Here is a 23,550-nt window from a genome sequence, read left to right as displayed (position 1 = left end):
GGGCACCATTGTCGCCACATGCGAATGCACCCGGCGTGCCGCGGCCCATTCGGCCGCGCGGCTACAGCGCGCCCTCGGGCACCACCTTCAGCAGCAGCCAGTCCGTGACGCGCTGGAACAGGCTCGCGCCGGGCTCGTCGCGAATCACCTTGTCGCTGCCGTCCACGTCGTGCTCCACCCATTCGAGCGCGCCCGCCGCGTCGAGCCGCAGCTCGTAGGCGCCGAGCTCGGGAGCGGGCATCAGCGTGTAGAACTGGGCGGTGAGGTCGGGGCTGTCGATCACGAGGCCGATCTCGGTGTTGAGGCGGGCCGAGCGCCCATCGAGGTTCATCGAGCCGACGAACAGCCGACGATGGTCGACCACGGCGATCTTGGCATGCAGCCGGCCGCTCGAGCTGTGGAAGTCGCCGAGCTGCCGGTCGCGCCGCGCCAGCGTACCGCCCAGCTCATAGATGTGTATGCCCGCCTTGAGCATGGCGAGCCGGTAGCGTGCATAGCCGGCATAGACCAGCGACTCGTCGGTGGCATCGAGCGCGTTGGTCAGCACGTCGACACGCACGCCGCGTCTCACGCTGTCCTCGAGCACCTTCATGCCGTTGTCGCCGGGAATGAAATACGGCGAGATCATCGTCACCTCCGACTGCGCCCCGAGCATGATGGCGACGGTGCGCTGCGTGACGCTGTCCTCGAAGCGCGCGTCCGGGTTGTCGTAGGTGATCTTCTCCGGAATGTCCGCCAGCATGCGCGCGTCGGCCCAGGTCTGCGCGAGTCGGCCGGCGGCGATCTGCTGCCCGACCGGCGTGTTGCCCAGCACGTCGACGGACGGCTCGGCAAGCGAGGAGAGCGCGCCGTGCAGCAGCATGGCGAGGCGCTCCGCCCTTTGCGCGGCATCGCCGACAGGCCGCGGGACCAGGCTGCCGATGGGCCAGACCTGCGGGCTGTTCCAGTAGTCGTCGAAGGAATCGGACAGCTCGCGCACCACCGGCCCGCTGGCCAGCACGTCCATGTCGATGAAGTTGGCGGTGTCGCTGTGCATGAAGTATTCGTCGGCGACGTTGCGCCCGCCCGTCATGGCCAGGCTGTTGTCGGCCACGAGAAGCTTGTTGTGCATGCGGCGGTCGATGCGCCGCAGGTCGTGCAGTGACAGTGCGATGCGCAGCGCGAGCGGCCCGAAGTGCACCGGCAGCGGATTGAAGACCCGCACCTCGAAGTTGGGCTGCGCGGCCAGGAGCGCGAGAAGTTCGTCCTTGCCTGCCGTGTAGAGATCGTCGATGAGCAGGCGCACGCGCACCCCGCGCTGCGCGGCGGCGTTCAGCTCGCGCAGGAACAGAAGTCCGGTCGAATCGTTCGACAGGATGTAGTACTGCGCATCGATCGAGCGCTCGGCGTTGCGCACCATGGCAAGGCGGGCATCGAAGGCGGTCGTCCCTTCCGGCAGCAAACGAAAACCCGACAACGCAGGCGAGGCGGCCGGCGCACCGGCACGGGCCACGCGCGCGAGCCGGGTGTTCGCGACATCCGTCGGCGCATGCGTCGGCGTCTGCGCCACGGGCGGCGGCAGGCTGGCGCAGCCGGCCAGCGCGCCAGCGGCAGCGAAGACGCACAGGCGGATCCACGCCGATCCGATCTTCATCGACAGCCATTCGCTCACTTCGACGACACCCCTATTCGGCCGCACGGCGCAGCGTATCGACCACCGGCCGCCGCAGCACGTCGCGCAAGCCCCACCAGCCGGCGGCCAGCGCCAGCACCGCGCCGGCCAGCGCACCGCCCACCGGCACCAGCGGCGATGCGGTCCAGGTGAAGTCGAACACATAGTGCGCCAGCGCCCAGCCGATCACCGAAGCGACGAGGCTCGCGAGAAAGCCCGCCAGCAGCCCGACGCCGGCGAGTTCGGCGCGCTGCACCTGGCGCAGCAGGCTCGCGTGCGCGCCGACCGCACGCATGATCGCGAACTCACGCGCCCGCTCCTCGCGCGTGGCCGTGACGGCGGCGAACAACACCACCAGCCCGGCCGCGAGCGTGAAGCCGAACAGGAACTCGACGGCGCGGATCACCTGGTCGAGCACCCGCTGGATCTGGCCGATGGTGGCGCTCATGTCGACATTGGTCACGTTCGGAAAGGCGCGCACCAGCGCGTTGTCGAATCCCTTGACCTCGGGCGCACGGAATGCGCCCATGTAGGTGACCGGCACCTCCGCCAACGCGGCGACGGTGTACATCACGAAGAAGTTGGCATGCAGCGAGCCCCAGTCGACCTTGCGCAGCGAGGTGATGCGTGCGTCGCTCTGGATGCCGCCGATGTCGAAGCGCAGCTGGTCGCCGAGCTTGAGGCCGAGCGTGTCGGCCAGTCCTTCCTCGACGCTGAGCTCGCCCGGCGCGCCCGGCGTCCATGCGCCCGCGGTGACGATGTTGTGCGGTGGCGCCTCGACGCTGTTGCTGAGATTGAACTCGCGGTCGACCAGCCGCTTGGCGCGGTCGTCCGCATAGTCGTCGGGCGTGACCGGCTTGTCGTTGATGGCGACCAGGCGCCCGCGGATCATCGGGTACCAGTCGAACTGGCGCACGCCGCCATCACGCAGCGTCTTCTGGAAGGCCTCGCTCTGGTCGGGCATCACGTTGATCACGAAGCGGTTCGGCGCGTCGGGTGGCGTGGCTTGCCGCCAGCTCGAGACCAGGTCGGTGCGCAGCAGCACGAGCAGGATCAGCGCCAGCAGGCCCACGGCCAGCGCGCTGACTTGCACCACCGCGTAGGCCGGCCGTGCCGAGATCTGCCGCGTGGCCAGCACCAGCCAGCGCGGCGCGGTCGATTCGTTGACGCTGCGCCGCAGCAGCAGCACCGCGAGCCAGCTCAGCAGCGCGAACACGGCGACGGCCGCCGCGAAGCCGCCGACCGCGATCAGCCCCAGCTTGAGGTCGCTGCTGGCCGCGACCAGCAAGGCCGCGAAGCCCGCGATGCCGAGTGCCAGCACCGCGATCGATGCCGGCTTCAGGTTGCCGACGTCGCGGCGGATCACGCGCAGCGGCGGCACCTGCGCCAGCTGCAGCACCGGCGGCAGCCCGAACGCGAACAGCAGCGTGAACCCCATGCCCATGCCGAAGGCCACGGGCCAGAAGGTCGGCGCGGGCAGCGCGCTTTCGACCAGCCCCGCCAGCAGCAGCACGAACGCGTAGTGCACGCCGAAGCCGATGGCGACGCCGAGCGCGCTGGCGATCAGCCCGACCAGCGCGAATTCGAAGGCGTAGGCACCCGCAATGGTGCGCTGGCTCTGGCCCAGCACGCGCAGCATGGCACAGTCGTCCAGGTGGCCGGCCGCGAAACCGCGCGCGGCCAGCGCGACGGCCACCGCCGACAGCAGCGCGGCCAGCAATGCAACCAGGTTGAGGAATTTCTCCGCACGGTCCATCGTCTGGCGCATTTCGGGGCGGCCGCTCTCGAAGGACTCGAGCCGTGCGCCGCGCACTTCGCCCTTCTTGATCGTCGCGTCGGCGAAGGCGTTGAAGCGCTGTACCGCATCCGGCGCGCCCGCGACCGCAAAACGGTAGCTCACGCGGCTGGCCGGTTGAACCAGACCCGTGCGCGGCACATCGGCCTGGTTGAGCATCACGCGCGGCGCAAAGCTCATGAAGCCGGCGCCGCGATCGGACTCGAGCACGATCACGCGCGCGATGCGCAGGGCGGCATCGCCCAGCAGCAGCGTGTCGCCCATCTTCAGGCCGAGCGACTCGAGCAGCGACGCGTCGACCCAGGCCTGGCCCGGCGCCGGCACGTCGCGCGTGGTCTGGCCCGGCGCGTCGGGTCCGTCGGCCACCTGCAGGCTGCCGCGCAGCGGATAGCCCGGCGCCACGGCCTTGAGAGCGACCAGCTTGCTGGCGCCACCCTGCGCGTCGCTGGCACGGGCCATGGTCGGAAAACCGTAGGTGCCCGCGCTGTCCAGGCCGAGCGACCTGGCGCGCGCCACGAATTCGGCCGGGGTCGGGTTGTCGGTCGCGAGCACCGCGTCGCCGCCCATCAGCTGGCGTGCGTCGCGCTGCAGGCCACCCTTGAGCCGATCGGCAAAGAAGCCGACCGCCGTGAGCGCCGCCACCGCGAGCAGCACGGCCACGATCAGCAGGCGCAACTCGCCGGCGCGCAGGTCACGCCGCAGCGTGCGCCAACCAAGGCGTAGGGAAGCGTTCATGGTCCGACGATAGCCGAGCGGCCACCGCCAGCCAAGCCGAAGGATTTACCGGGTCCCGGCGAGCTCGGGCTGCAGCACCAGCCGGTCGACACCTGCGTAGCAGACGAAGCGGCGGTTCGTCGCGCGTCCGATCGCGCACAGGCCGACCCGCTGGGCGATCTCGTGGCCCATCTGCGTGATGCCGCTGCGCGACACCACGATGGCCACGCCCATCTGGGCCGACTTGATCACCATCTCGCTGGTCAGCCGGCCCGTGGTGTAGAACACGCGGCCGCCGGCCAGCCGCTGGGCCGGCTGCATCGCGATCCAGCCCGCGATGGTGTCGATCGCGTTGTGACGGCCCACGTCCTCGACGAAGGTCTGCAGGCTCACATCGTCGTCGCCCGCGCCGAGCGTGAACAGCGCGCAGCCGTGCACCGAACCGGCCGACTTGTAGGTGCTCTCCTGAATGCGGATGGCGTTGACCAGCGCGTAGAGCTGCGCCTGGGTCATGCGCGTGCCGGGCAGATGAAGACGGTCGATGCCGGTCATCAGCGCACCGAACACGCTGCCCTGCCCGCAGCCGGTGGTGACCACCTTCTGCGCCGTCCGTTCCTCGATGCGGTCGATGCCGGCGTGGGTCTTCACCGCCGCGGCGCCGACCTCCCAGTCGACGGTGACCGACTCGACGTCGGCGGCCGATTCGATCAGCCGCTGGTTCAGCAGGTAGCCCAGCACCAGCAGCTCGGGCCGGGCGCCGAGCGTCATCAGCGTGACCAGTTCGCGACGGTCGACATAGATCGTCAGGTCACGCTCGGCCGGGATCGAGACCCGGCCGCGTTCCCCGTGCTCGTCGACGACCTCGACCTCTTGCGTGAGCACCGCCGTCGCCTGCGTGAGGCGCGGCAGCGCCGTCCGGTCGCTCGCGCGGCCGCCTGCGGGTGCGATGTCGGGCGAGGCCATGGGGGGACGATAGCCGATGGCGCCGGGGCAGCCAGCCGGGGAGATTTCAGAAATCATGTAACCTATAGGTACTCATGTAGTACTTTTGTGACATATATCTCAAGATTTAGGAAACCATAGTTCTCATTTTTTAAAAAGTGACCTGTAATACTTTCCAATACATACATCGCAACCGGAGTCCACAATGAGCTTTTTCGAACCCGACTACTGTGCCGCCGACCTCGAAGTCAGGGTGTCCGAGCTCCTCATTGCCACGGCCGACGCGAGCGACCCGGCGGTCGATCAGGCCGTCCACCAGGTTCTCAGGCTCTTGCGCGAGCAGCACGGGATGGAAGCCGGCTTCGCGGCCGAAGTCATCGATGGCAAGCGCGTCTCGCGCCGTCTCGAGCCGAGCGAACGCGCCCAGTTCATCGACGAGCAGGCCGAACCCCTCGAACTGGCCTTCTGCAAGCAGGTCCTGCAGGCCAAGGTTCCGTCCGGCTGTTATGTCAGCGCGCCGATGGTGCTGAGCGACGGCCTGTTGTACGGAACGCTCTACTCCTTCAGCTTCAATCCCGACACCGCGCTCGAACTGCGCGACCTGAAGAAGCTCGAAATGGCGGCCCAACTGGCAGCCCGCATGATCGGCGAACGCCGCGCGCAGCGTGCTGCCGCGTCGCAGGCCCAGCCGGCCTGACGCGCAGCCGCATCACGCAGGCGATCGGCCCTGACGGCGGCGCGACTGCGCTGCCCCGCTTACCATCGCGAGAGGCCCGCTCCGACCTCTCGCCGCGCTTCGAACCACACTTGGGATTCCTGGACCGGCACGCTGCGGATGTGCGGGCGAGGAGACTTCGAGCATGACGACATCGACCCTTGCGCTGTACCCCGGCTTCGAGCATCGAAGTGTCGAGGTCGACGATGGCATCCGCATTGCCGCAGTGGTCGGCGGCTCGGGGCCGCCCTTGCTGTTGCTGCACGGTCATCCGCAGACACGCGCGATCTGGCACCGCGTCGCACCGGTGCTCGCGCTGCATCACACGGTGGTGGCCGCCGATCTGCGCGGCTATGGCGATTCGTCCAAGCCGGCCGGTGCACCCGACCACGGCAACTACGCCAAGCGCGTGATGGCGCAGGACCAGGTGACGTTGATGCAGCGTCTCGGCTTCGACCGCTTCGACCTGCTGGCGCACGACCGCGGCGCGCGCGTGGCGCATCGCCTGGCCATGGACCATCCCGACGCCGTCGCGCGCCTGGTGCTGCTCGACATCGCGCCGACGCTCGCGATGTACGAGCAGACGACCGAGGCGTTCGCGCGTGCCTACTGGCACTGGTTCTTCCTGATCCAGCCCGCGCCACTGCCCGAGCGGCTGATCGAGGCCGACCCCGCGGCCTACATCCGCGACGTGATGGGCCGGCGCAGCGCCGGTCTCGCGCCCTTCGATCCGCGCGCCCTGGCCGAATACCAGCGCTGCATCGCGCTGCCCGGCGCCGCGCACGGCCTGTGCGAGGACTATCGCGCCGCGGCAGGCGTCGACCTCGGACATGACCGCGCCGACCGCGATGCCGGCCGCCAGCTGCAGCCACCGCTGCTGGTGCTGTGGGGGCGCGAAGGCGTGGTCCATCGCTGCTTCCAACCGCTGGACGAATGGCGCCGCGTGGCGCGCGACGTCGAAGGCGAGGCCCTGCCCTGCGGCCACTACATCGCCGAGGAAGCGCCCGACGCGCTGCTCGCGAAGGTCACTCCCTTTCTCGCTCGAAGGGCGCCAGGGCTGTCACGCAACGGATGCGCGCCGGCGTGACGCCGAAGGTGCGGCGGAACATCGCGATGAAGGCGCTGACGTTCTCGTAACCGAGGTCGAGCGCGATGCGCGTCACGGGCTCGCCCGCGGCCAATTGTTCGAGCGCCCGCATCAGCCGCGCGCGCTGGCGCCATTCGGTGAAGCTGAAGCCGGTCTCGGCCGTGAAGCGGCGCGCCGGCGGCGCGGCCGAGATTCACGCCGCTGTACCAGACATAGGCGGCGCCGAGTCCGACAAAGGGACGCAGCTTTTCCGTGCCTTCCCTGAAGTAGTACTTGCCGAGCAGTGTCGGGTTCCACTGCCGCGCCTCGCCGAGTTCGCCGACCTGCGCCAGCGTGCCGGTACCATGGATCTTGAACTTCGGCGGGATGCCGAACACGCCCTCGATGGCCCAGTGGCTGTCGAGGAAGTAGGTGGCGTCGAGGCCGAGGGTGTCGGAATTGCCAATGCTGGCGCCGGAGCCCGCCAGCACGCTCGGCACCGGCGAGGTCAGCGTGAGCGGCTCGCTCGAATCCTGCGGCGAGAGATGGAACCAGCCGGCGCCGACCTACCGGTCACCGGCCTGCTGCGCCATCGCGCTGCCCGAACCGCACGCAGCGACGGCCGCCAGCACGAACGCTTGTCTCTTGAAACTTCTCATGAGGATGCTCCGGGTCTGTTTGCTGGAAGCGCTTGGACGTGCAAGCAGCACGATTGGTTCACATGGCGGCGGCATGTCCTGTCGCGCCCGTGCCATACCCGGCCATCGCCATCGGCGTGCCGCCGCGCAGCACGCGCACGGCGCAATACTTGAACTCCGGGATCTTGCCGAACGGATCGAGCGCCGCATTGGTCATCAGGTTGGCCGCCGCCTCGTAGTAGGCGAAGGGCACGAACACCGCGCCGTCCGGCATGCCGTCGTCGCGGCGCACATGGATCGCCACCTCGCCGCGGCGCGAGCGGATCGTGACGACCTCCCCCGCCTGCAGGCCGAGCGCCTCCAGGTCGCGCTGGTTCATCGATGCGGTGGCCATCGGCTCCAGCGCATCGAGCACCGTGGCGCGGCGCGTCATGCTGCCGGTGTGCCAGTGCTCGAGCTGGCGGCCGGTGATCAGCACGAACGGGTAGTCGGCATCGGGCCGCTCGTCGGCCGGGATGATGTCCGCAGGCACCAGCGTCACGCGGCCGTCCGGCGTCGGGAAATCGTCGATGAACACGGTGGGCTGGCCAGGGTCGTCAGCGCTCAGGCAGGGATAGGTCACGCTCGATTCGCGCTGCAGCCGCTCCCAGGTGATGCCGCCGATGGCGGTGTGCATCGCCTGGCGCATTTCCTCGTAGACCGCGGCCACGCCTTCCTCTTCGCCGGGGTAGTCCCAGGCCAGGCCCATGCGCTGCGCGATCTGCTGGATGATCCAGAGATCGGGCCTGGCATCGCCCGGCGGATCGAGCGCCCGCTTGCCCAGCTGCACCATGCGGTCGGTGTTGCTCACCGTGCCGGTCTTCTCGGGCCAGGCGCTGGCCGGCAGCACCACGTCGGCCAGCCACGCGGTCTCGGTCATGAAGATGTCCTGCACGACCAAATGCTCCAGGCTCGCCAGCGCGTGGCGCGCGTGGTTGAGGTCGGGGTCGCTCATGGCCGGGTTCTCGCCCATGATGTACATGCCGCGGATCTTGTGCGGATCGTCGTCGGGCGCGAGCGCCTTGTGCATGATCTCCACCACCGTGTAGCCGGGCGCCGCGTCGAGCGGCATGCCCCAGAAGTTCTCGAACCACGCATGCGCGCCGGCGTCGTCGACGCGCTGGTAGTTGGGAAACATCATCGGGATCAGGCCCGCGTCGCTGGCGCCCTGCACGTTGTTCTGGCCGCGCAGCGGATGCAGCCCCGAGCCGGGCTTGCCGATCTGGCCGGTGACGGTGGCCAGCGCGATCAGGCAGCGCGCGTTGTCGGTGCCGTGCACGTGCTGGCTGATGCCCATGCCCCACAGCACCATCGCGCCCTTGGCGGTGGCGAAGGCGCGCGCCACCTCGCGCAGCGTGGCGGCCGGCACGCCGCAGATGGGCGCCATCGCTTCGGGGCTGTAGCCCTTCACGTTCTCGCACAGCGCGGCGTAGTTGCTGGCCCGCTTGCGCACGAACTCCTCGTCGACCAGGCCTTCGTCGATCACCGCATGGATCAGCGCATTGAGCATCGCAACGTCGGTGTCGGCCTTGAACTGCAGTGTGCGCCACGCATGGCGGCCGATGTCGGTGATGCGCGGATCGGCGAGCACGATCTTCGCGCCGCGCTGCGCCGCGTTCTTCATCCAGGTCGCGGCCACCGGATGGTTGGCGGTGGGGTTGGAGCCGATGATGAGGATCAGCCCCGCATGCTCGACATCGTTGACCTGATTGCTCACCGCGCCGGAGCCCACGCCCTCGAGCAGCGCCGCGACGCTGGAGGCATGGCACAGGCGGGTGCAATGGTCGACGTTGTTGCTGCCGAAGCCGGTGCGCACGAGCTTCTGGAACAGATAGGCCTCTTCGTTGCTGCCCTTGGCCGAGCCGAAGCCGGCCAGCGTCTTGGGGCCGTGCGTGTCGCGCAGGCCCTTCAACGTGCCCGACGTGAAGGCCAGAGCCTCTTCCCAGCTGGCTTCGCGGAAGGTGCTGCGCCAATCGCCGGGCCGCGGCGCATCGCCGATGTCCTTCGGCATGCCGGGCCTGCGGATCAGCGGCTGCGTCAGGCGCTGCGCATGGTGCGCATAGTCGAAGCCGAAGCGGCCCTTGACGCAGAGCCGGCTGTGATTCGCCGGGCCGTCGCGGCCGTCGACGCTGACGATCTTCTCGTCCTTGACGTTGTAGGTGATCAGGCAGCCCACGCCGCAGAAGGGACAGACCGAATCGACCTTGCGATCCACCTGCTGCGAACCGATATGGCTCTTGGGCATCAGCGCGCCGGTCGGGCAGGCCTGCACGCATTCGCCGCAGGCCACGCAGCTGCTGTCGCCCATCGGATCGTCGAGGTCGAACACGATCTTCGAATGCTCGCCGCGCATCGCATAGCCGATGACGTCATTGACCTGCTCCTCGCGGCAGGCGCGCACGCAGCGGTTGCACTGGATGCAGGCGTCGAGGTTGACGGCCATCGCGGGGTGGGAAAGGTCGGGGGCCGGCTGCTCGCGGCGCAGGGCCTTGAGTTGCGGGCGCACCTGGATCCCGAGGCGTTCGGCCCACTGACTGAGCTCGCCGTGCTGGCCGACGGGCGCGCCTCCATACCCGTCCTGGTCGTTCCACTTGTAGCCCGCCTCCGGCATGTCCGACAGCAGCATTTCCACCACCATCTGCTGGCTCTTGCGCGCACGCTCGCTCGCGGCCTGCACCTCCATGCCCACCGTCACGCTGCGGCAGCAACTCGGCGCCAGCGTGCGCTCGCCCTTCAGCTCGACCACGCAGGCGCGGCAATTGCCGTCGGGCCGCAGGCCGTCCTTGTGGCACAGGTGCGGAATGTCGACGCCGTGGCGTTGCGCCGCCTTCAGGATCGTCTCGCCTTCGAAGGCCTGCACCGCGCGGCCGTCGAGCACGAAGTCGACCGTCTGCGGCAGCAGTTCGGCGAGCATGGCAGGCGCGTTCATGCAATCTCCTGCGGAAAGTAGGTACGGATGCTGCGGATCGGATTCGGAGCCGCCTGGCCGAGGCCGCAGATCGATGCATCGGCCATGACCTGCGCCAGGTCTTCGAGCGTTTCGTTGTCCCACACCGCCGCCTGCATCAGCGCCGCGGCCTTGGCGGTGCCGACCCGGCAGGGTGTGCACTGGCCGCAGCTTTCATGTTCGAAGAAGCGCATCACGTTGAGCGCCGCGTCGCGCGCGCGATCGTGCTGGCTGAGCACCATCACGGCCGCCGAGCCGATGAAGCAGCCGTGCGGCTGCAGCGTGTCGAAATCGAGCGGGATGTCGTTCATGCGCGCCGGCAGGATGCCGCCCGACGCGCCGCCCGGCAGGTAGGCATGCAGCATGTGGCCCTCCAGCATGCCGCCGCAGTATTCGTCGATGAGTTCCTGCACGGTGATGCCCGCCGGCGCGAGCTTGACGCCGGGATGCCGCACGCGGCCGCTCACGCTGAAGCTGCGCAGCCCACGGCGCCCGTGGCGGCCGAAGCCGCTGAACCATTGCGGGCCTCTTTCGACGATGTCGCGCACCCAGTAGAGCGTTTCGAAGTTGTGCTCCAGCGTCGGGCGGCCGAACAGCCCGACCTGCGCGATGTAGGGCGGTCGCATGCGCGGTTCGCCGCGCTTGCCCTCGATGCTTTCGATCATCGCGGACTCTTCGCCGCAGATGTAGGCGCCGGCACCGCGACGCAACACGATCGTCGGCAGCGCGCAGGGGGGATCGGCTTGAAGCTTCGCGATCTCGGCTTGCAGCAGCGCGCGGCAGTCGTGGTATTCGTCGCGCAGGTAGATGTAGCAGCCCTCGATGCCGACCACCTGCGCGGCCACGATCAACCCTTCGAGAAAACGGTGCGGATCGCGTTCGAGGTAGGTGCGGTCCTTGAAGGTGCCGGGCTCGCCCTCGTCGATGTTGACCGCCATCAGTTTCGGCGCCGGCTGGTCGCGCACGATGCGCCACTTGCGTCCGGCCGGGAAGCCCGCGCCGCCGAGGCCGCGCAGGCCCGAATCCTCCATCGCCTTGATCACGGCTTCGGCGTCCTTCCCGCCGCTGGCCAGCGCGGCCGCGAGCGCGTAGCCGCCGTTCGCGCGGTAGCTCGCGTAGCCGGTGAAGGCGGGCTGCGCCTCGATCGCATCGGGCAAGGGTGAGATGCTTTTCTCGGCCAGATCCGCCGGCGCGAAGCAGGCCTTCGCGCGGTCCGCGTCGGCCGGATCCGGCGCCGTCGACGCATCGAGCATCTGCAAGACCTTGTCCGCCGTCGCCAGCGGCACGGCGCGCTGATGCACGGCCACGGCCGGCGCCTGCTCGCAGCGGCCGATGCAGGGCGCGGCGATCACGCGCACATCGTCGCGACCCGCCGCACCCAGCAGCGCGGGCAGCCGCGCCATCAGGTCCGCCGCGCCTGCAAGTTCGCAGGCCAGGCTGTCGCACACGCGCACGGTGAGCCCCGGTGCCCGCGCGTCGCCGCGCACCACCTCGAAGTGGTGATAGAAGGTCGCGACCTCGTAGACCTCCGCCATCGGGATGTTCATCTCGCGCGCCAGCGCGACCAGATGGCGGTCGTGCAGGCAGCCATGCGCGTCGTTGATGCGGTGCAGGTGCTCGATGAGCAGGTCGCGCGGATGCCCGTCCGCGGGCCGCGGCCCGATGAGCGCCTGCACTTCGGCGAGCGCGCTTTCCTCCGGCTGGCGCCCTTTGAGCTTGCTCTTGCGACGAATCCGATCGCGCATTTCGTCCGCGGTCGCGAGCGGGATCGAACGGTCCTTGTCGAGAATGCCTGGGTCGCTGTTCACTGCCTTGGCCTTGCTTTCCGAATGAGGCGCCGCTGGGGCCGCAGCGCCCGTCTCCGGTTGATCAGTTGAAGAACTTCGCCGCGCTCACCAGCGTCTCGTAGACGCCCCACGCGAGCGGAATGCCGACCGCGGCCCAGGCCAGCCAGACCATCGCCGGGCTGGTCGTCTCCGGGCGGCCCGAGCCCGCGCCGACCTCGGCGGCGACGGCCTTCTCATGGGCGAGCTTCTGCTCGATCGCGAGTTCCTCGGGCGTCATGAAGTACTTGTTCGCGACCGGCCTCACCATCAGGTTGGCGATGAGGCCGATCACCAGCATGCCGACCAGGATGTACATGGTCTGGTTGTAGACCTGTTCGCGCGGAATGCCGAGTCCCAGCTGGTACTCGCGCATGTAGTTGACGATCACCGGGCCGAGGATGCCGGCCGTGGCCCAGGCCGTGAGCAGGCGGCCGTGGATCGCACCGACGAACTGTGTGCCGAACAGGTCGGCCAGATAGGCCGGCACGGTCGAGAAGCCGCCGCCGTACATCGACAGGATGATGCAGAACGCGCCCACGAAGAGCAGCTTGCTGCCCGCGGCAGCCGAGGACGGGATGCTGAAATACAGCAGGCCGCCGAGGATGAAGAACACCGTGTAGGTCAGCTTGCGGCCCAGCTTGTCCGACAGGCTGGCCCAGAAGAAGCGGCCACCGATGTTGAACAGCGAGAGCAGCGCGGCAAAACCCCCGGCCACGCCGGCGATGGCTGCCAGCTGCGTCTTGTCGAGTTCGCCGAACTTCTTCGGCACATCGATCAGCGCGCCGCCGAAGACTTCCTGCAGCATCGGCGAGGCCATGCCGATCACGCCGATCGCCGCGCTCACGTTCATGGTCAGCACCAGCCAGACCAGCCAGAACTGCGGAATGCCCCAGACCTTGTTCACATGCACGTGGCGCTGCGTGATCATCGCGTTGGCGGCACGGGCCACCGGCGGCGTCCAGCCTGCCGGCTTCCAGCCGGTCGGCGGCACGCGGTAGCCGAGCGCACCGCCCATCATGAAGACGAAATAGATCAGCGCCATCACCACGAAGGTGCCCATCACGCCGACGTCGGCGGGACCGGCGAAGCGCTTCATCAGTTCGACCGCCAGCGGCGAGCCGATCATCGCGCCGCCGCCGAAGCCCATGATGGCCATGCCGGTCGCCATGCCGCGGCGGTCGGGAAACCATTTGATCAGCGTGCTCACCGGCGAGATGTAGCCGAGGCCGAGGCCGACGCCGCCGATCACGCCCGAGCCGAGGATCATCAGCCAGAACTGGTGCAGATGGATGCCCAGCGCCGAGATCAGCATACCGCCGCACCAGCACACGGCCGACACCACGCCGGCCTTGCGCGGGCCGGCACGTTCGAGCCAGCCGCCCCACAGCGCGGCGGAACAGCCGAGGAAGACGAAGAACAGCGTGTACATCCAGCCCAGCGTCGCGATGCGCCAGTCGCAGCCCGTGGCGAACAGTTCGGCGATGAAGCTCACGTCCTTGCCGCAGGCATGCGCGCCGGTACCGGCCACCGACAACGCCTTGGAGAGCGGCAGCCAGAAGACCGAGAAGCCGTACGCCATGCCGATGCACAGATGAATCGCCAGCGCGGCGGGCGGCACCAGCCAGCGGCTGAAGCCGGGGCCGGCGATGATGCGTTCCTTGTCGAGGAATCCAGACTGCCTCCCCTCGCCATCGGTGTCGCGGTCCCCGTCGAGGACGCCAGCGGTCGAACTTGCCATCTGTCTTCTCCTTGTCGTGATGGGTTTGCCTGTCGAAGCTCGCGCAGTGTGGTGGCCGGTTCGGACCCCGTCAAGTTCGACCCGGACGTGGATCGAGCGGTTCCGACTCAGGTGTTCTTGCTGACCGTGATGGTCGGAAACTTGGCCGAGAAGTCTTTCGCTTTCTCGGCGATCCCGACCGCGACGCGGCGCGCGACGGCCTTGTAGATGCCGGCCACCTCGCCGTCGGGGTCGGCCGCCACGGTCGGCGTGCCGCTGTCGGCCTGCAGGCGGATCTGGATGTCGAGCGGCAGCGCGCCGAGGTAGTCGACGTTGTATTGCGCCGCCATCTTCTTGCCGCCGTCGGCGCCGAAGATGTGCTCGACATGGCCGCAGTTGGAGCACACGTGCACGGCCATGTTCTCGACGATGCCGAGGATCGGCACGCCGACCTTCTCGAACATCTTGATGCCCTTGCGCGCGTCGAGCAGTGCGATGTCCTGCGGCGTGGTGACGATCACCGCGCCCGTCATCGGCACGCGCTGCGAGAGCGTGAGCTGGATGTCGCCGGTGCCGGGCGGCATGTCGACGATCAGATAGTCGAGTTCCTTCCAGTTGGTCTGGCGCAGCAGCTGCTCCAGCGCCTGGGTGGCCATCGGGCCGCGCCAGATCATGGCCTCGTCGGGATCGACCAGGAAGCCGATCGACATCACCTGCACGCCATGGTTCTCCAGCGGCTCCATGGTCTTGCCGTCGCCGCTCTCGGGGCGGCGGTGGATGCCCAGCATCATGGGCTGGCTCGGGCCATAGATGTCCGCGTCGAGCAGGCCGACGCTGGCGCCCTCGGCCGCGAGCGCCAGCGCCAGGTTGGCCGCGGTGGTGCTCTTGCCCACGCCGCCCTTGCCGGAGGCGACGGCGATGATGTTCTTGACGTTGGGCATCAGCTGCACGCCGCGCTGCACCGCATGGCTCAGCACCTTGGTCGCGATGTTGGCCGAGACGTTCTCGACGCCCGGCACCGTCTTCGCGGCGGCGACCAGGGCCCGGCGCAAGGCCGGGATCTGGCTCAGGGCGGGATAGCCCAGCTCGACATCGAACGAGACCTCGCCTTCGTGGATCTGCAGGTTCTTCAGCGCCCGTGTGCTGATGAAATCCTTGCCGGTGTTGGGGTCGAGCACGGTCTTGAGGGCGTCCGTGAGCTCAGCGTGCGTAGCTGCCATTTGATGAAACTCCTGAATGGCGAGTAGTCTAGTGTGCCCTTCATGTCCTCCCTCGCGACCGCCCCATTGCCTTCTTCCCCGCCCACCACCGGCCTGCTGCTGACCGGCGGCGGTGCCCGCGCCGCCTACCAGGTCGGCGTGCTCGAAGCCATTGCCGCCCTGCGCCGCGAGGCCGGTGCGAGCGCCGGCCCGCCGCCCTTTCCCATCATCACCGGCACCTCGGCCGGCGCGATCAATGCGGCCGCGCTGGCCTGCGGCGCGGACGACTTCGACGGCGCCGTGCAGCGCATCGCCGAGGTCTGGCACGGCTTCCACGCCGAACAGGTCTACCGCGCGGATTCTCTCGCCATGCTCGACGCCGCCGCGCGCTGGCGACTGGTGCTCGGCGTCGGCCAGCTGATCGCCAAGTGGCTGCGCATCCATCCGCGCTCGCTGCTCGACAACGCGCCGCTGGCCGAGCTGCTCGCGCGCATGGTGCCGCTCGAACGGCTGCCGGCCCTCATGCGCGCCGGCCACCTGCAGGCGCTGGCGGTGACCGCGTCGAGCTACAGCTCGGGCGAGCACGTCACCTTCTTCGAGTCCGCGGTGCCGATGAAGCCCTGGGTGCGCTCGCAGCGGCTGGCGGTGAACGACCGCATCACGCAGGACCATCTGCTGGCCTCCTCCGCGATTCCTTTCGTTTTCCAGGCGACGGCGCTGCCGATGCAGGGACACACCGAATACTTCGGCGACGGCTCGATGCGGCAGTCGGCACCGATCGCCGCCGCCATCCACCTGGGCGCCGATCGCATCCTCGCGGTCGGCGCCGGCCGCATGAACGAGCCGACCGCGACACTGGCCCCGAACGCGCTGACCGGCTACCCCTCGATCGCGCAGATCGCGGGCCATGCGCTGTCGAGCATCTTTCTCGATTCGCTCGCGGTCGACGTCGAACGCCTGCGGCGCGTCAACCATACGCTGGCCCTGATTCCGCCCGAAGCCTTGCTGGAGAGCGGGCTGCGTCCGCTGGAGCTGCTGGTGATCTCGCCCTCGGAACGCATCGACGTGATCGCGGCCCGCCACGTCGACGCCCTGCCCGGTGCCGTGCGGCGCCTGTTCGGCGGCCTGGGCGGCAACGGCGCGGCCAACGTGAAGGGCGCCGCCTTCGCGAGCTACCTGCTGTTCGAATCGAGCTTCACGCAGGAACTGATGGCGTTGGGCCGCGCCGATACGCTGCGGCAACGAGACGAGGTGCGCCGGTTCTTCGGGTGGGGGGATGTCAGGCCAGATGCTTGACCATGCGCACACCATCCTCCGAGCCCTCGTAGTAGCCCGGACTGAGCCCGGATTCGACGAAGCCGTGGCGAAGGTAGAAGGCTCGCGCACCCGCGTTCCCCGCCCTCGCCTCGAGCCTGATCGCTCGGATGCCCGCGATCCCGGCCGTCGCTTCGAGCCAGGCCAGCAAGGCGGAGCCCAGGCCGCTGCGGCGCTGCGTGGCGTGCACTGCGAACAGCAGGACATGCGCCTCGTCCTCGCCGTATTTCATGATGGCAAAGCCGAGCAGCTCGCCATCGCGGCGCGCGACCACGACGTTGGTCGCCGCGTCCCGGATCGACTTCATCACGCGGCCCTGCGTCCAGCGCCAGGGCAGGCCGTACTCGATGGCGTCGCGGGACAACTGCGCGATCTCCAGCGCGTGCGCCGGCCGGGCGAGGGTGATGTCGTACGCGGTGATCACGCGGCGCCTCGAGAGGGCTTCAGGGTTCGGCGGCAATGCCGAGTTCGGAGCAGATCCGCGTGGTCAGCGCCCGCAGCGCCGCGACCTCGGTCTCGAGCCGCGCGACGTTGAGCTTCAACGCGGCCACCTCGCCGAGCGACACCTCCGACTGGCCCGCGGCGCGCAGGCCGGGCGCGTCCTCGGGTGGTTCGCCGCTCAGCAGATGGGCCCAGCGGCTCTCGCGCGCACCCGGCAGGCGCGACAGCTTGCGCACCAGCGCACCGGCCGGCCGCGCGGCCAACTCGTCGAGAAAGCCTTCGACCGCGGAGATGTCGGCGAAGTTGTGCATGCGCTCGCAGGCGATCCGCAGTTCGCCGGCGGTCTGCGGCCCGCGCAGCATCAGCACGGTCAGCAGGATCGCGGATTGCGAGGGCACGCGCAGCAGACGCTCGAGGTTGTGCTCGTAGCGCGAGACGCGCCCGCCGCCGCCTTCCATGACCAGGCTGTAGCCCTTGAGGCTGTCGAGCGCGGCTTGCACATCGGCGTCGGAGGCTTCCATCAGCGGATTGCGGCTGGTCTTCTGGTTGCAGCCGGCGACCAGCGCGTTCAGGCTCAGCGGATAGCTGTCGGGCACGGTGCGCTGCTTTTCGGCCAGCACGCCGAGCACACGGGTTTCGATCAGAGACAGGGCGGGCAGGGTCGAGGTCATGGCAGCAGGAGGTTGTCGTCGCAGTGTAAGGACGCTCGCGCCACTGCCACCTAAAATGTCTGTCCCGCGACCGCGGCGGCCTGTGGGGGTCCTGCCGGTCCGTCCATCCCCAGAAAGCGCCCCTCTCGATGTCCCAGCGCAAGCTCTTCGTCACCACCGCCCTGCCGTATGCCAATGGCAAGTTCCACGTCGGCCACATCATGGAGTACATCCAGGCCGACATCTGGGTGCGATACCAGCGCATGCAGGGCCACATGGTGCACTTCGTGGGCGCCGACGATGCGCACGGCGCGCCGATCATGATCGCGGCCGAGAAGGCCGGCAAGACGCCGCAGGCCTTCGTCGGCGAGATCGCCGCGGGCCGCAAGCAGTACCTCGACGGCTTCCACATCCGCTTCGACAACTGGCACTCGACCGACAGCGCCGAGAACACCGAGCTCGCGCAAGGCATCTACCGCAAGCTCAAGCAGGGCGGCATGATCGCCACGCGCACCATCGAGCAGTTCTACGATCCCGTGAAGGGCATGTTCCTGCCCGACCGCTACATCAAGGGCGAGTGTCCGGTGTGCCATTCGAAGGACCAGTACGGCGATGCCTGCGAGGTGTGCAGCAGCGTCTACACGCCGACCGAGCTGATCAATCCCTACTCGACGCTCACCGGCGCGACGCCCGAGCTGCGCAGCTCGGAACACTTCTTCTTCAAGCTCTCCGACCCCAAGGTGGTCGACTTCCTCAAGGCCTGGACGCAGGACGGCAAGCTGCAGCCGGAAATGGCGAAGAAGGCCAGCGAATGGTTCGAGGCCGGCATGGCCGACTGGGACATCTCGCGCGAGGCGCCCTACTTCGGCATCGAGATTCCCGATGCGCCGGGCAAGTACTTCTATGTGTGGCTGGACGCGCCGGTCGGCTACCTCGCGAGCCTGAAGAACCATTTCGACAAAGGCCAGGCCGCGCAGCACTGGCATGCGCCTTCGCGCACCACACAGAGCTTCGACGAGTTCGTCGCCGATCCGGCCGTCGAGCAGGTGCATTTCATCGGCAAGGACATCGTCTACTTCCACACGCTGTTCTGGCCGGCGATGCTGCAGTTCAGCGGCCGCAAGACGCCGAGCCAGGTCAACGTGCACGGCTTCATCACGGTGTCGGGCGAGAAGATGAGCAAGAGCCGCGGCACCGGCATCGACCCGCTCAGGTACCTGTCGATCGGCATGAACCCCGAATGGCTGCGCTACTACATCGCGGCCAAGCTCAATGCCAAGGTGGAGGACGTCGACTTCAATCCCGACGACTTCATGGCGCGCGTCAATGCCGACCTGATCGGCAAGTACATCAACATCGCCAGCCGCGCGGCCGGCTTCGTCGCCAAGCGCTTCGGCGGCAAGCTGGGCACCGTGACGGCCGACGGATCGCAGCTGCTGGCCGCGCTGCAGGCCGCGTCGGCACATCTGCAGGCGCTCTACGACGGCCGCGACTTCGCGCGCACGCTGCGCGAGATCATGCTGCTGGCCGACAAGGTCAACGAATACGTCGACCAGAACAAGCCCTGGGAACTGGCCAAGAAGGAAGGCAGCGAAGCGCGCCTGCACGATGTGTGCACGACCTGCATCGAGGCCTTCCGCCTGCTCACGATCTACCTCAAGCCGGTGCTGCCGGCGCTGGCGGCCGAGGTCGAGGCCTTTCTCGGCAGCGCGCCGCTGGTGTTCGCCGATGCCGGCACGCTGCTCGGCGCCGGCCATGCGATCAGCGACTACAAGCACCTGATGCAGCGCGTCGATGCCAAGCAGCTCGATGCGCTGTTCGAGGCGCCCGAGCCGGCCGCCGAAGCTGCCCCCGAAGCCGCACTGCCCGGCGGCGAGGCGATCGCGCCCACCATCACCATCGACGACTTCGCGAAGATCGACCTGCGCATCGCGAAGATCGTGGCCTGCGAGAAGGTCGAAGGATCGACCAAGCTGCTGCGCCTCACGCTCGATGCCGGCGAAGCCAGGACCCGCAATGTGTTCTCCGGCATCGCCTCGGCCTACCAGCCCGAGCAGTTGGTCGACAAGCTCACGGTGCTGGTCGCCAACCTCGCGCCGCGCAAGATGAAGTTCGGCCTTTCCGAAGGCATGGTGCTCGCCGCCAGCCATGCGGACGAGAAGGCGCAACCGGGCATCCACGTGCTCGAACCCTGGCCTGGTGCCGCACCGGGCATGCGCGTGCGCTGACGCGCAGAGGAGATCCACGCATGCATCGCTTTGTCTTGTCCACGATTCTGGCGATGGTGCTCGGCCTGCCGCTCGGCGGCTGTGCGGTGGTCAGCGTCGCCAGCACGGCGGTGAGCGTGGGCGCCGGCGCGGTCGGCCTCGCGGCGGATGCGGCGATCGGCACGGCACGCATTGCGGGCAAGGCCGTCGGCGCGACGGCCGATGCGGTGTTGCCGGACAGCGAGTCGCGCTAGGACGCTCATGCCGCCGCAAGAGCAGGCTTAGTTCGCCTCGGTGCCGCGGTCGGGCGACGAGCCGGATCGCAACACATGCTGGTCCTCGCCCAGCACGGCCGTGAACACCATCGGCGAATTCGGCGGCTGCATCCAGCGCCACTCCCACTCGGTCTCGTTCTTCAGCGGATAGGGCGTACGCCGCGCCGGCTTGCCGAGCAGCCGCCGCAGCGCTTGCGCCGTCATGCCTGGCTGCACCCTGGCGAAGTTCTCGGGCGTCAGCACCTGGCGCAACGCAGCCATCTTGCCGTCGGGCCCGATGGTGATCATGTAGTTCTTCTGCCCCTGCGGCTGGCGGTCGTATTCGAACACCCGGCCGCCTGCCCCATCCCAGATGTTCTCCGGCTCGCCGAAGCGCGCCCGCACATCGGCCTCGGTCGACACGCCTTCCTCGAGCTCACTGATGCGCTGCGGATCGCACGCCGTCAAGCCCAACACGCCCGCGAACAGCGCCGGCATCACCATTCCAGAAACATTGCGGATCCGGCTTGGCGGTCGCTCGCGAACAGATTGCATGAGGCCACCCTAACCCATGCACGCACCGCTTTCAATGCGCAATCCCACCGAATCGGCGGGCGCGGTCGCCGGCGCCGGTAAAATCCGCGCCAAAGGTTCCACGTCATGTCCATCTTCGCCCGCCCCCACTACACGTCCGAGATCACGAACTTCATCGAGGAGATGAAGGAAAAGAAGCCGACGCTGGAGGCCGAACAGCGCGCCGGCCGCGCGTTGCTGTGGGACAAGAACCTCGACCGCAGCCTGCTCTGCGAATACAGCGAAGCCAAGGTGCCGCAGCAGCCCTACGTCTACCAGACGCGCGTGAAATAAGTGGCCATCCGGGCCGTCCCGAGCGCCAGCGGCCGCCGCAAGGGCGACGCCGCCGCGGCACGCGCCGACGAGCGATCGGCGAACGACGTCCTTGCCGAGGACGATCGCGCCACCTTCATCGGCGCGATGCCCGAGGTGATCGATCAGGTTGCGCTCGCGCGGCTCTACGGCGAGCCCCTGTTCGCGCTGCCCAACGACCTCTATATCCCGCCCGAGGCGCTGCAGGTGTTCCTCGAGGCCTTCGAAGGGCCGCTGGACCTGCTGCTTTACCTGATCAGGAAGCAGAACTTCAACATCCTCGACATCCCGATGGCGGGGCTGACGCGCCAGTACCTGACCTATGTTGACCAGGTCCGCCAGACCAACCTCGAACTGGCCGCGGAATACCTGCTGATGGCCGCAATGCTGATCGAGATCAAGTCGCGCATGCTGCTGCCGCCCAAGAAGACGGCCGACGGCGAGGAGGCCGAGGATCCGCGCGCGGAGCTGGTCCGTCGCCTGCTCGAATACGAGCAGACCAAGCTGCAGGCGGCCTCGATCGGCGCCACGCCGCAGGCCGGCCGTGATTTCTGGAAGGCGCAGGTCTACATCGAGCAGTCGCTCAAGCCGCGCTTTCCGGACGTCAACGTGGTCGACCTGCGCGAGGCCTGGGCCGACATCCTCAAGCGCGCCAAGCTCGTGCAGCACCACAAGATCTCGCGCGAGGAACTCAGCGTGCGCGAGCACATGAGCATCGTGCTGCGCCACCTGCAGGGGCGGCAGTTCGTCGAGTTCGAAAAGCTGTTCGACGTCACGCGCGGCACGCCGGTGCTGATCGTCACCTTCATCGCGATGCTCGAGCTCGCGAAGGAGACGCTGATCGACATCACACAGGCCGAGGCCTTCGCGCCGATCTACGTGCGCCTGGCCTACTCGCCGGCCTGAACCCGTCCAACCGGACTTCGATTCCCCTTCACCTTCAATGGCTTCGCACGATTTCGACGTTCTCATCGTCGGCAGCGGTCTGGCCGGCCTGAGCGCCGCGCTGCACCTGGCGCCGACGCACCGCGTGGCGGTGCTCACCAAACGCGCGCTGCAGGACGGCGCCAGCCAATGGGCGCAAGGCGGCATCGCGGCCGTACTGGCCGAAGGCGACAGCCTCGCATCCCATGTCGACGACACGCTGATCGCGGGCGCCGGCCTGTGCGATCTGGCCGCCACCCGTTTCGTGGTCGAGCACGCGCCCGAAGCGATTGGCTGGCTGCGCGCGCTCGGCGTCGCTTTCTCGCTCGAGAACGGTGAACTGCACCTGACGCGCGAGGGCGGCCACAGCCAGCGCCGCATCGCGCACGTGACCGATGCCACCGGCGCTGCCGTGCAGCGCACGCTGATCGACGCCGTGCGCCGCACGCCCAACATCCACCTGTTCGAAGAGCACACGCTGGTCGACCTGATCACCGGCCGCCGGCTCGGGCTGGCCGACGCCGCCTGCCGGGGCCTGTATGCGCTCGACGCGACGACCGGCGAAGTGCTCACCTTCCGCGCGCCCCACACCATCCTGGCCACGGGCGGCGCCGGCAAGGTCTACCTCTACACCACCAATCCCGACACCGCGACCGGCGACGGCATCGCCGCGGCCTGGCGCGCGGGTTGCCGCGTGTCGAACATGGAGTTCATCCAGTTCCATCCGACCTGCCTGTACCACCCGCATGCCAAGTCCTTCCTGATCTCGGAAGCGGTGCGTGGCGAAGGCGGGCGGCTGCTGCTGCCCGACGGCACCCGCTTCATGCCCGAGCACGATGCGCGCGCCGAGCTCGCGCCGCGCGACGTGGTGGCGCGTGCGATCGACTTCGAGATGAAGAAGCACGGCCTGGACTGCGTGCACCTGGACATCTCGCACCAGAGCCCGGCTTTCCTGCAGGCGCACTTCCCCAACATCCTGGCGCGCTGCGCCGAGCTCGGCATCGACATCACGCGCGAACCCATCCCGGTGGTGCCCGCCGCGCACTACACCTGCGGCGGCGTGCTCTGCGACCTCGACGGCCGCACCGACGTGCCGGGCCTCTACGCGATCGGCGAGACCGCATGCACCGGCCTGCATGGCGCCAACCGCCTGGCCAGCAATTCGCTGGTCGAGTGCATGGTGTTCGCGCGCGCCGCCGCCCGCGCGATCGCCGATGCGCCGGGGCGCATCGGCGCCTCACTGCCGCCCTGGGACGACAGCCGCGTCACCGATGCCGACGAGGCCGTCGTGATCTCGCACAACTGGGACGAGCTGCGCCGCTTCATGTGGGACTACGTCGGCATCGTGCGCACCAACAAGCGGCTGACGCGCGCGTCCCATCGCATCGCGCTGCTGAGCGCGGAGATCGAAGAGTTCTATGCCAACTTCCACGTCACGCGCGACCTGCTCGAACTGCGCAACCTGGTGCAGGTCGCCGGGCTGATCGTGCGTTCGGCCGAGGCGCGGCACGAGAGCCGCGGCCTGCATTTCAGCCGCGACTATCCTTCGCTCGCCGAGCCCGCCGTGCCGACCGTCCTGGTGCCGCCCGCGGCTTGACGCCCAGCATCCCGTCCATCCATCTTTTT

At 68.5% G+C, this 23,550-nt stretch carries 18 protein-coding genes and 2 pseudogenes; 8 read left to right on the top strand and 12 right to left on the bottom strand.

The features are described from left to right. Positions 1-61 precede the first annotated feature (61 nt). From WDLP6_RS06295 to WDLP6_RS06285, 3 genes are read right to left on the bottom strand one after another with little or no spacing between them, the layout of a single operon-like run. Positions 62-1,633, bottom strand: a complete 1,572-nt coding sequence (locus WDLP6_RS06295) for a phospholipase D-like domain-containing protein (protein WP_162591646.1) — start codon at positions 1,631-1,633, stop codon at positions 62-64. 31 nt (positions 1,634-1,664) lie between these two features. Further along, positions 1,665-4,181 (bottom strand): ABC transporter permease, encoded by a 2,517-nt coding sequence (locus WDLP6_RS06290; protein ID WP_162591645.1) that lies wholly within the window; start codon positions 4,179-4,181, stop codon positions 1,665-1,667. A 45-nt stretch (positions 4,182-4,226) separates the two neighbouring features. Continuing rightward, complete coding sequence (locus tag WDLP6_RS06285; RefSeq protein ID WP_162591644.1) at positions 4,227-5,123, bottom strand: formate dehydrogenase accessory sulfurtransferase FdhD; 897 nt, start codon at positions 5,121-5,123, stop codon at positions 4,227-4,229. Between the two features lie 184 nt (positions 5,124-5,307). On the opposite strand from WDLP6_RS06285, the gene WDLP6_RS06280 reads away from it, so the two are divergent. Further along, on the top strand, positions 5,308-5,799 hold the full coding sequence (locus tag WDLP6_RS06280; RefSeq protein ID WP_162591643.1) for a hypothetical protein: 492 nt from the start codon (positions 5,308-5,310) through the stop codon (positions 5,797-5,799). Between the two features lie 163 nt (positions 5,800-5,962). After that, positions 5,963-6,904, top strand: coding sequence for an alpha/beta fold hydrolase (locus WDLP6_RS06275; RefSeq protein ID WP_162591642.1), 942 nt, complete (start codon positions 5,963-5,965; stop codon positions 6,902-6,904). On the opposite strand, the pseudogene WDLP6_RS34995 reads toward WDLP6_RS06275, so the two are convergent. The 6 genes and pseudogenes from WDLP6_RS34995 to apbC form a co-directional block, all read right to left on the bottom strand. Beyond that, positions 6,843-7,079, bottom strand: a pseudogene (locus tag WDLP6_RS34995) (helix-turn-helix domain-containing protein); the annotation flags it as partial. The gene WDLP6_RS06275 and the pseudogene WDLP6_RS34995 overlap by 62 nt on opposite strands. 40 nt (positions 7,080-7,119) lie before the next feature. Then, positions 7,120-7,422 (bottom strand): annotated as a pseudogene (locus WDLP6_RS06265) (OmpW/AlkL family protein); the annotation flags it as partial. A gap of 178 nt (positions 7,423-7,600) precedes the next feature. Beyond that, positions 7,601-10,489, bottom strand: a complete 2,889-nt coding sequence (fdhF, locus tag WDLP6_RS06260; RefSeq protein ID WP_162591641.1) for a formate dehydrogenase subunit alpha — start codon at positions 10,487-10,489, stop codon at positions 7,601-7,603. Continuing rightward, positions 10,486-12,252 carry an NADH-ubiquinone oxidoreductase-F iron-sulfur binding region domain-containing protein gene (locus WDLP6_RS06255; protein WP_162594977.1) on the bottom strand — a complete coding sequence of 589 codons (1,767 nt, stop codon included), beginning with the start codon at positions 12,250-12,252 and terminating at the stop codon, positions 10,486-10,488. The genes fdhF and WDLP6_RS06255 overlap by 4 nt, the downstream gene beginning before the upstream one ends. Positions 12,253-12,376: 124 nt before the next feature. Further along, positions 12,377-14,071: an OFA family MFS transporter gene (locus WDLP6_RS06250; protein ID WP_162591640.1), complete on the bottom strand. Its 1,695-nt coding sequence runs from the start codon at positions 14,069-14,071 to the stop codon at positions 12,377-12,379. A gap of 107 nt (positions 14,072-14,178) precedes the next feature. After that, positions 14,179-15,270, bottom strand: a complete 1,092-nt coding sequence (gene apbC, locus WDLP6_RS06245; RefSeq protein WP_162591639.1) for an iron-sulfur cluster carrier protein ApbC — start codon at positions 15,268-15,270, stop codon at positions 14,179-14,181. A 42-nt stretch (positions 15,271-15,312) separates the two neighbouring features. On the opposite strand from apbC, the gene WDLP6_RS06240 reads away from it, so the two are divergent. Then, entirely contained in the window at positions 15,313-16,545 is a 1,233-nt protein-coding gene (locus tag WDLP6_RS06240) for a patatin-like phospholipase family protein (RefSeq protein ID WP_174259849.1), read from the top strand. On the opposite strand, the gene WDLP6_RS06235 is transcribed toward WDLP6_RS06240, so the two are convergent. After that, complete coding sequence (locus WDLP6_RS06235) at positions 16,529-16,987, bottom strand: GNAT family N-acetyltransferase (protein ID WP_162591638.1); 459 nt, start codon at positions 16,985-16,987, stop codon at positions 16,529-16,531. The two genes, WDLP6_RS06240 and WDLP6_RS06235, sit on opposite strands and share 17 nt — an antisense overlap. A gap of 19 nt (positions 16,988-17,006) precedes the next feature. Further along, positions 17,007-17,675, bottom strand: coding sequence for a YceH family protein (locus WDLP6_RS06230; protein ID WP_162591637.1), 669 nt, complete (start codon positions 17,673-17,675; stop codon positions 17,007-17,009). 128 nt (positions 17,676-17,803) lie between these two features. Here WDLP6_RS06230 and metG point away from each other — a divergent pair, with 128 nt between their 5' ends. Together metG and WDLP6_RS06220 are read left to right on the top strand one after the other, a co-directional pair. Beyond that, on the top strand, positions 17,804-19,882 hold the full coding sequence (gene metG / locus WDLP6_RS06225; protein ID WP_162591636.1) for a methionine--tRNA ligase: 2,079 nt from the start codon (positions 17,804-17,806) through the stop codon (positions 19,880-19,882). Positions 19,883-19,902: 20 nt separating this feature from the next. Then, positions 19,903-20,115, top strand: a complete 213-nt coding sequence (locus WDLP6_RS06220) for a hypothetical protein (RefSeq protein ID WP_162591635.1) — start codon at positions 19,903-19,905, stop codon at positions 20,113-20,115. Between the two features lie 27 nt (positions 20,116-20,142). Here WDLP6_RS06220 and WDLP6_RS06215 read toward each other — a convergent pair whose 3' ends face one another. Continuing rightward, a complete protein-coding gene (locus WDLP6_RS06215; RefSeq protein WP_174259922.1) occupies positions 20,143-20,619 on the bottom strand; it encodes an outer membrane protein assembly factor BamE in 477 nt (158 codons plus the stop codon). Between the two features lie 156 nt (positions 20,620-20,775). Here WDLP6_RS06215 and WDLP6_RS06210 point away from each other — a divergent pair, with 156 nt between their 5' ends. From WDLP6_RS06210 to nadB, 3 genes are all read left to right on the top strand, one after another. Beyond that, positions 20,776-20,982, top strand: coding sequence for a DUF3460 family protein (locus WDLP6_RS06210; protein ID WP_162591634.1), 207 nt, complete (start codon positions 20,776-20,778; stop codon positions 20,980-20,982). Between the two features lie 126 nt (positions 20,983-21,108). Further along, complete coding sequence (locus WDLP6_RS06205; RefSeq protein WP_162594974.1) at positions 21,109-21,906, top strand: segregation and condensation protein A; 798 nt, start codon at positions 21,109-21,111, stop codon at positions 21,904-21,906. Between the two features lie 37 nt (positions 21,907-21,943). Continuing rightward, entirely contained in the window at positions 21,944-23,521 is a 1,578-nt protein-coding gene (nadB, locus tag WDLP6_RS06200; RefSeq protein WP_162591633.1) for an L-aspartate oxidase, read from the top strand. Positions 23,522-23,550 lie beyond the last annotated feature (29 nt).

Source organism: Variovorax sp. PBL-E5 (genome assembly GCF_901827185.1).
Taxonomy (GTDB): Bacteria; Pseudomonadota; Gammaproteobacteria; order Burkholderiales; family Burkholderiaceae_C; genus Variovorax.
The sequence above is the reverse complement of the archived record's forward strand: the minus strand, read 5'-3'. Positions and strand labels throughout refer to the sequence as shown.

Excerpts from the sequence above, each read along its gene's own strand:
- WDLP6_RS06295 (WP_162591646.1), bottom strand. The coding sequence starts at position 1,633 with ATGAAGATCGGATCGGCGTGGATCCGCCTGTGCGTCTTCGCTGCCGCT.
- WDLP6_RS06290 (WP_162591645.1), bottom strand. The coding sequence starts at position 4,181 with ATGAACGCTTCCCTACGCCTTGGTTGGCGCACGCTGCGGCGTGACCTG.
- WDLP6_RS06285 (WP_162591644.1), bottom strand. The coding sequence starts at position 5,123 with ATGGCCTCGCCCGACATCGCACCCGCAGGCGGCCGCGCGAGCGACCGG.
- WDLP6_RS06280 (WP_162591643.1), top strand. The coding sequence starts at position 5,308 with ATGAGCTTTTTCGAACCCGACTACTGTGCCGCCGACCTCGAAGTCAGG.
- WDLP6_RS06275 (WP_162591642.1), top strand. The coding sequence starts at position 5,963 with ATGACGACATCGACCCTTGCGCTGTACCCCGGCTTCGAGCATCGAAGT.
- fdhF (WP_162591641.1), bottom strand. The coding sequence starts at position 10,489 with ATGAACGCGCCTGCCATGCTCGCCGAACTGCTGCCGCAGACGGTCGAC.
- WDLP6_RS06255 (WP_162594977.1), bottom strand. The coding sequence starts at position 12,252 with ATGCGCGATCGGATTCGTCGCAAGAGCAAGCTCAAAGGGCGCCAGCCG.
- WDLP6_RS06250 (WP_162591640.1), bottom strand. The coding sequence starts at position 14,071 with ATGGCAAGTTCGACCGCTGGCGTCCTCGACGGGGACCGCGACACCGAT.
- apbC (WP_162591639.1), bottom strand. The coding sequence starts at position 15,270 with ATGGCAGCTACGCACGCTGAGCTCACGGACGCCCTCAAGACCGTGCTC.
- WDLP6_RS06240 (WP_174259849.1), top strand. The coding sequence starts at position 15,313 with ATGTCCTCCCTCGCGACCGCCCCATTGCCTTCTTCCCCGCCCACCACC.
- WDLP6_RS06230 (WP_162591637.1), bottom strand. The coding sequence starts at position 17,675 with ATGACCTCGACCCTGCCCGCCCTGTCTCTGATCGAAACCCGTGTGCTC.
- metG (WP_162591636.1), top strand. The coding sequence starts at position 17,804 with ATGTCCCAGCGCAAGCTCTTCGTCACCACCGCCCTGCCGTATGCCAAT.
- WDLP6_RS06220 (WP_162591635.1), top strand. The coding sequence starts at position 19,903 with ATGCATCGCTTTGTCTTGTCCACGATTCTGGCGATGGTGCTCGGCCTG.
- WDLP6_RS06215 (WP_174259922.1), bottom strand. The coding sequence starts at position 20,619 with ATGGTGATGCCGGCGCTGTTCGCGGGCGTGTTGGGCTTGACGGCGTGC.
- WDLP6_RS06210 (WP_162591634.1), top strand. The coding sequence starts at position 20,776 with ATGTCCATCTTCGCCCGCCCCCACTACACGTCCGAGATCACGAACTTC.
- WDLP6_RS06205 (WP_162594974.1), top strand. The coding sequence starts at position 21,109 with ATGCCCGAGGTGATCGATCAGGTTGCGCTCGCGCGGCTCTACGGCGAG.
- nadB (WP_162591633.1), top strand. The coding sequence starts at position 21,944 with ATGGCTTCGCACGATTTCGACGTTCTCATCGTCGGCAGCGGTCTGGCC.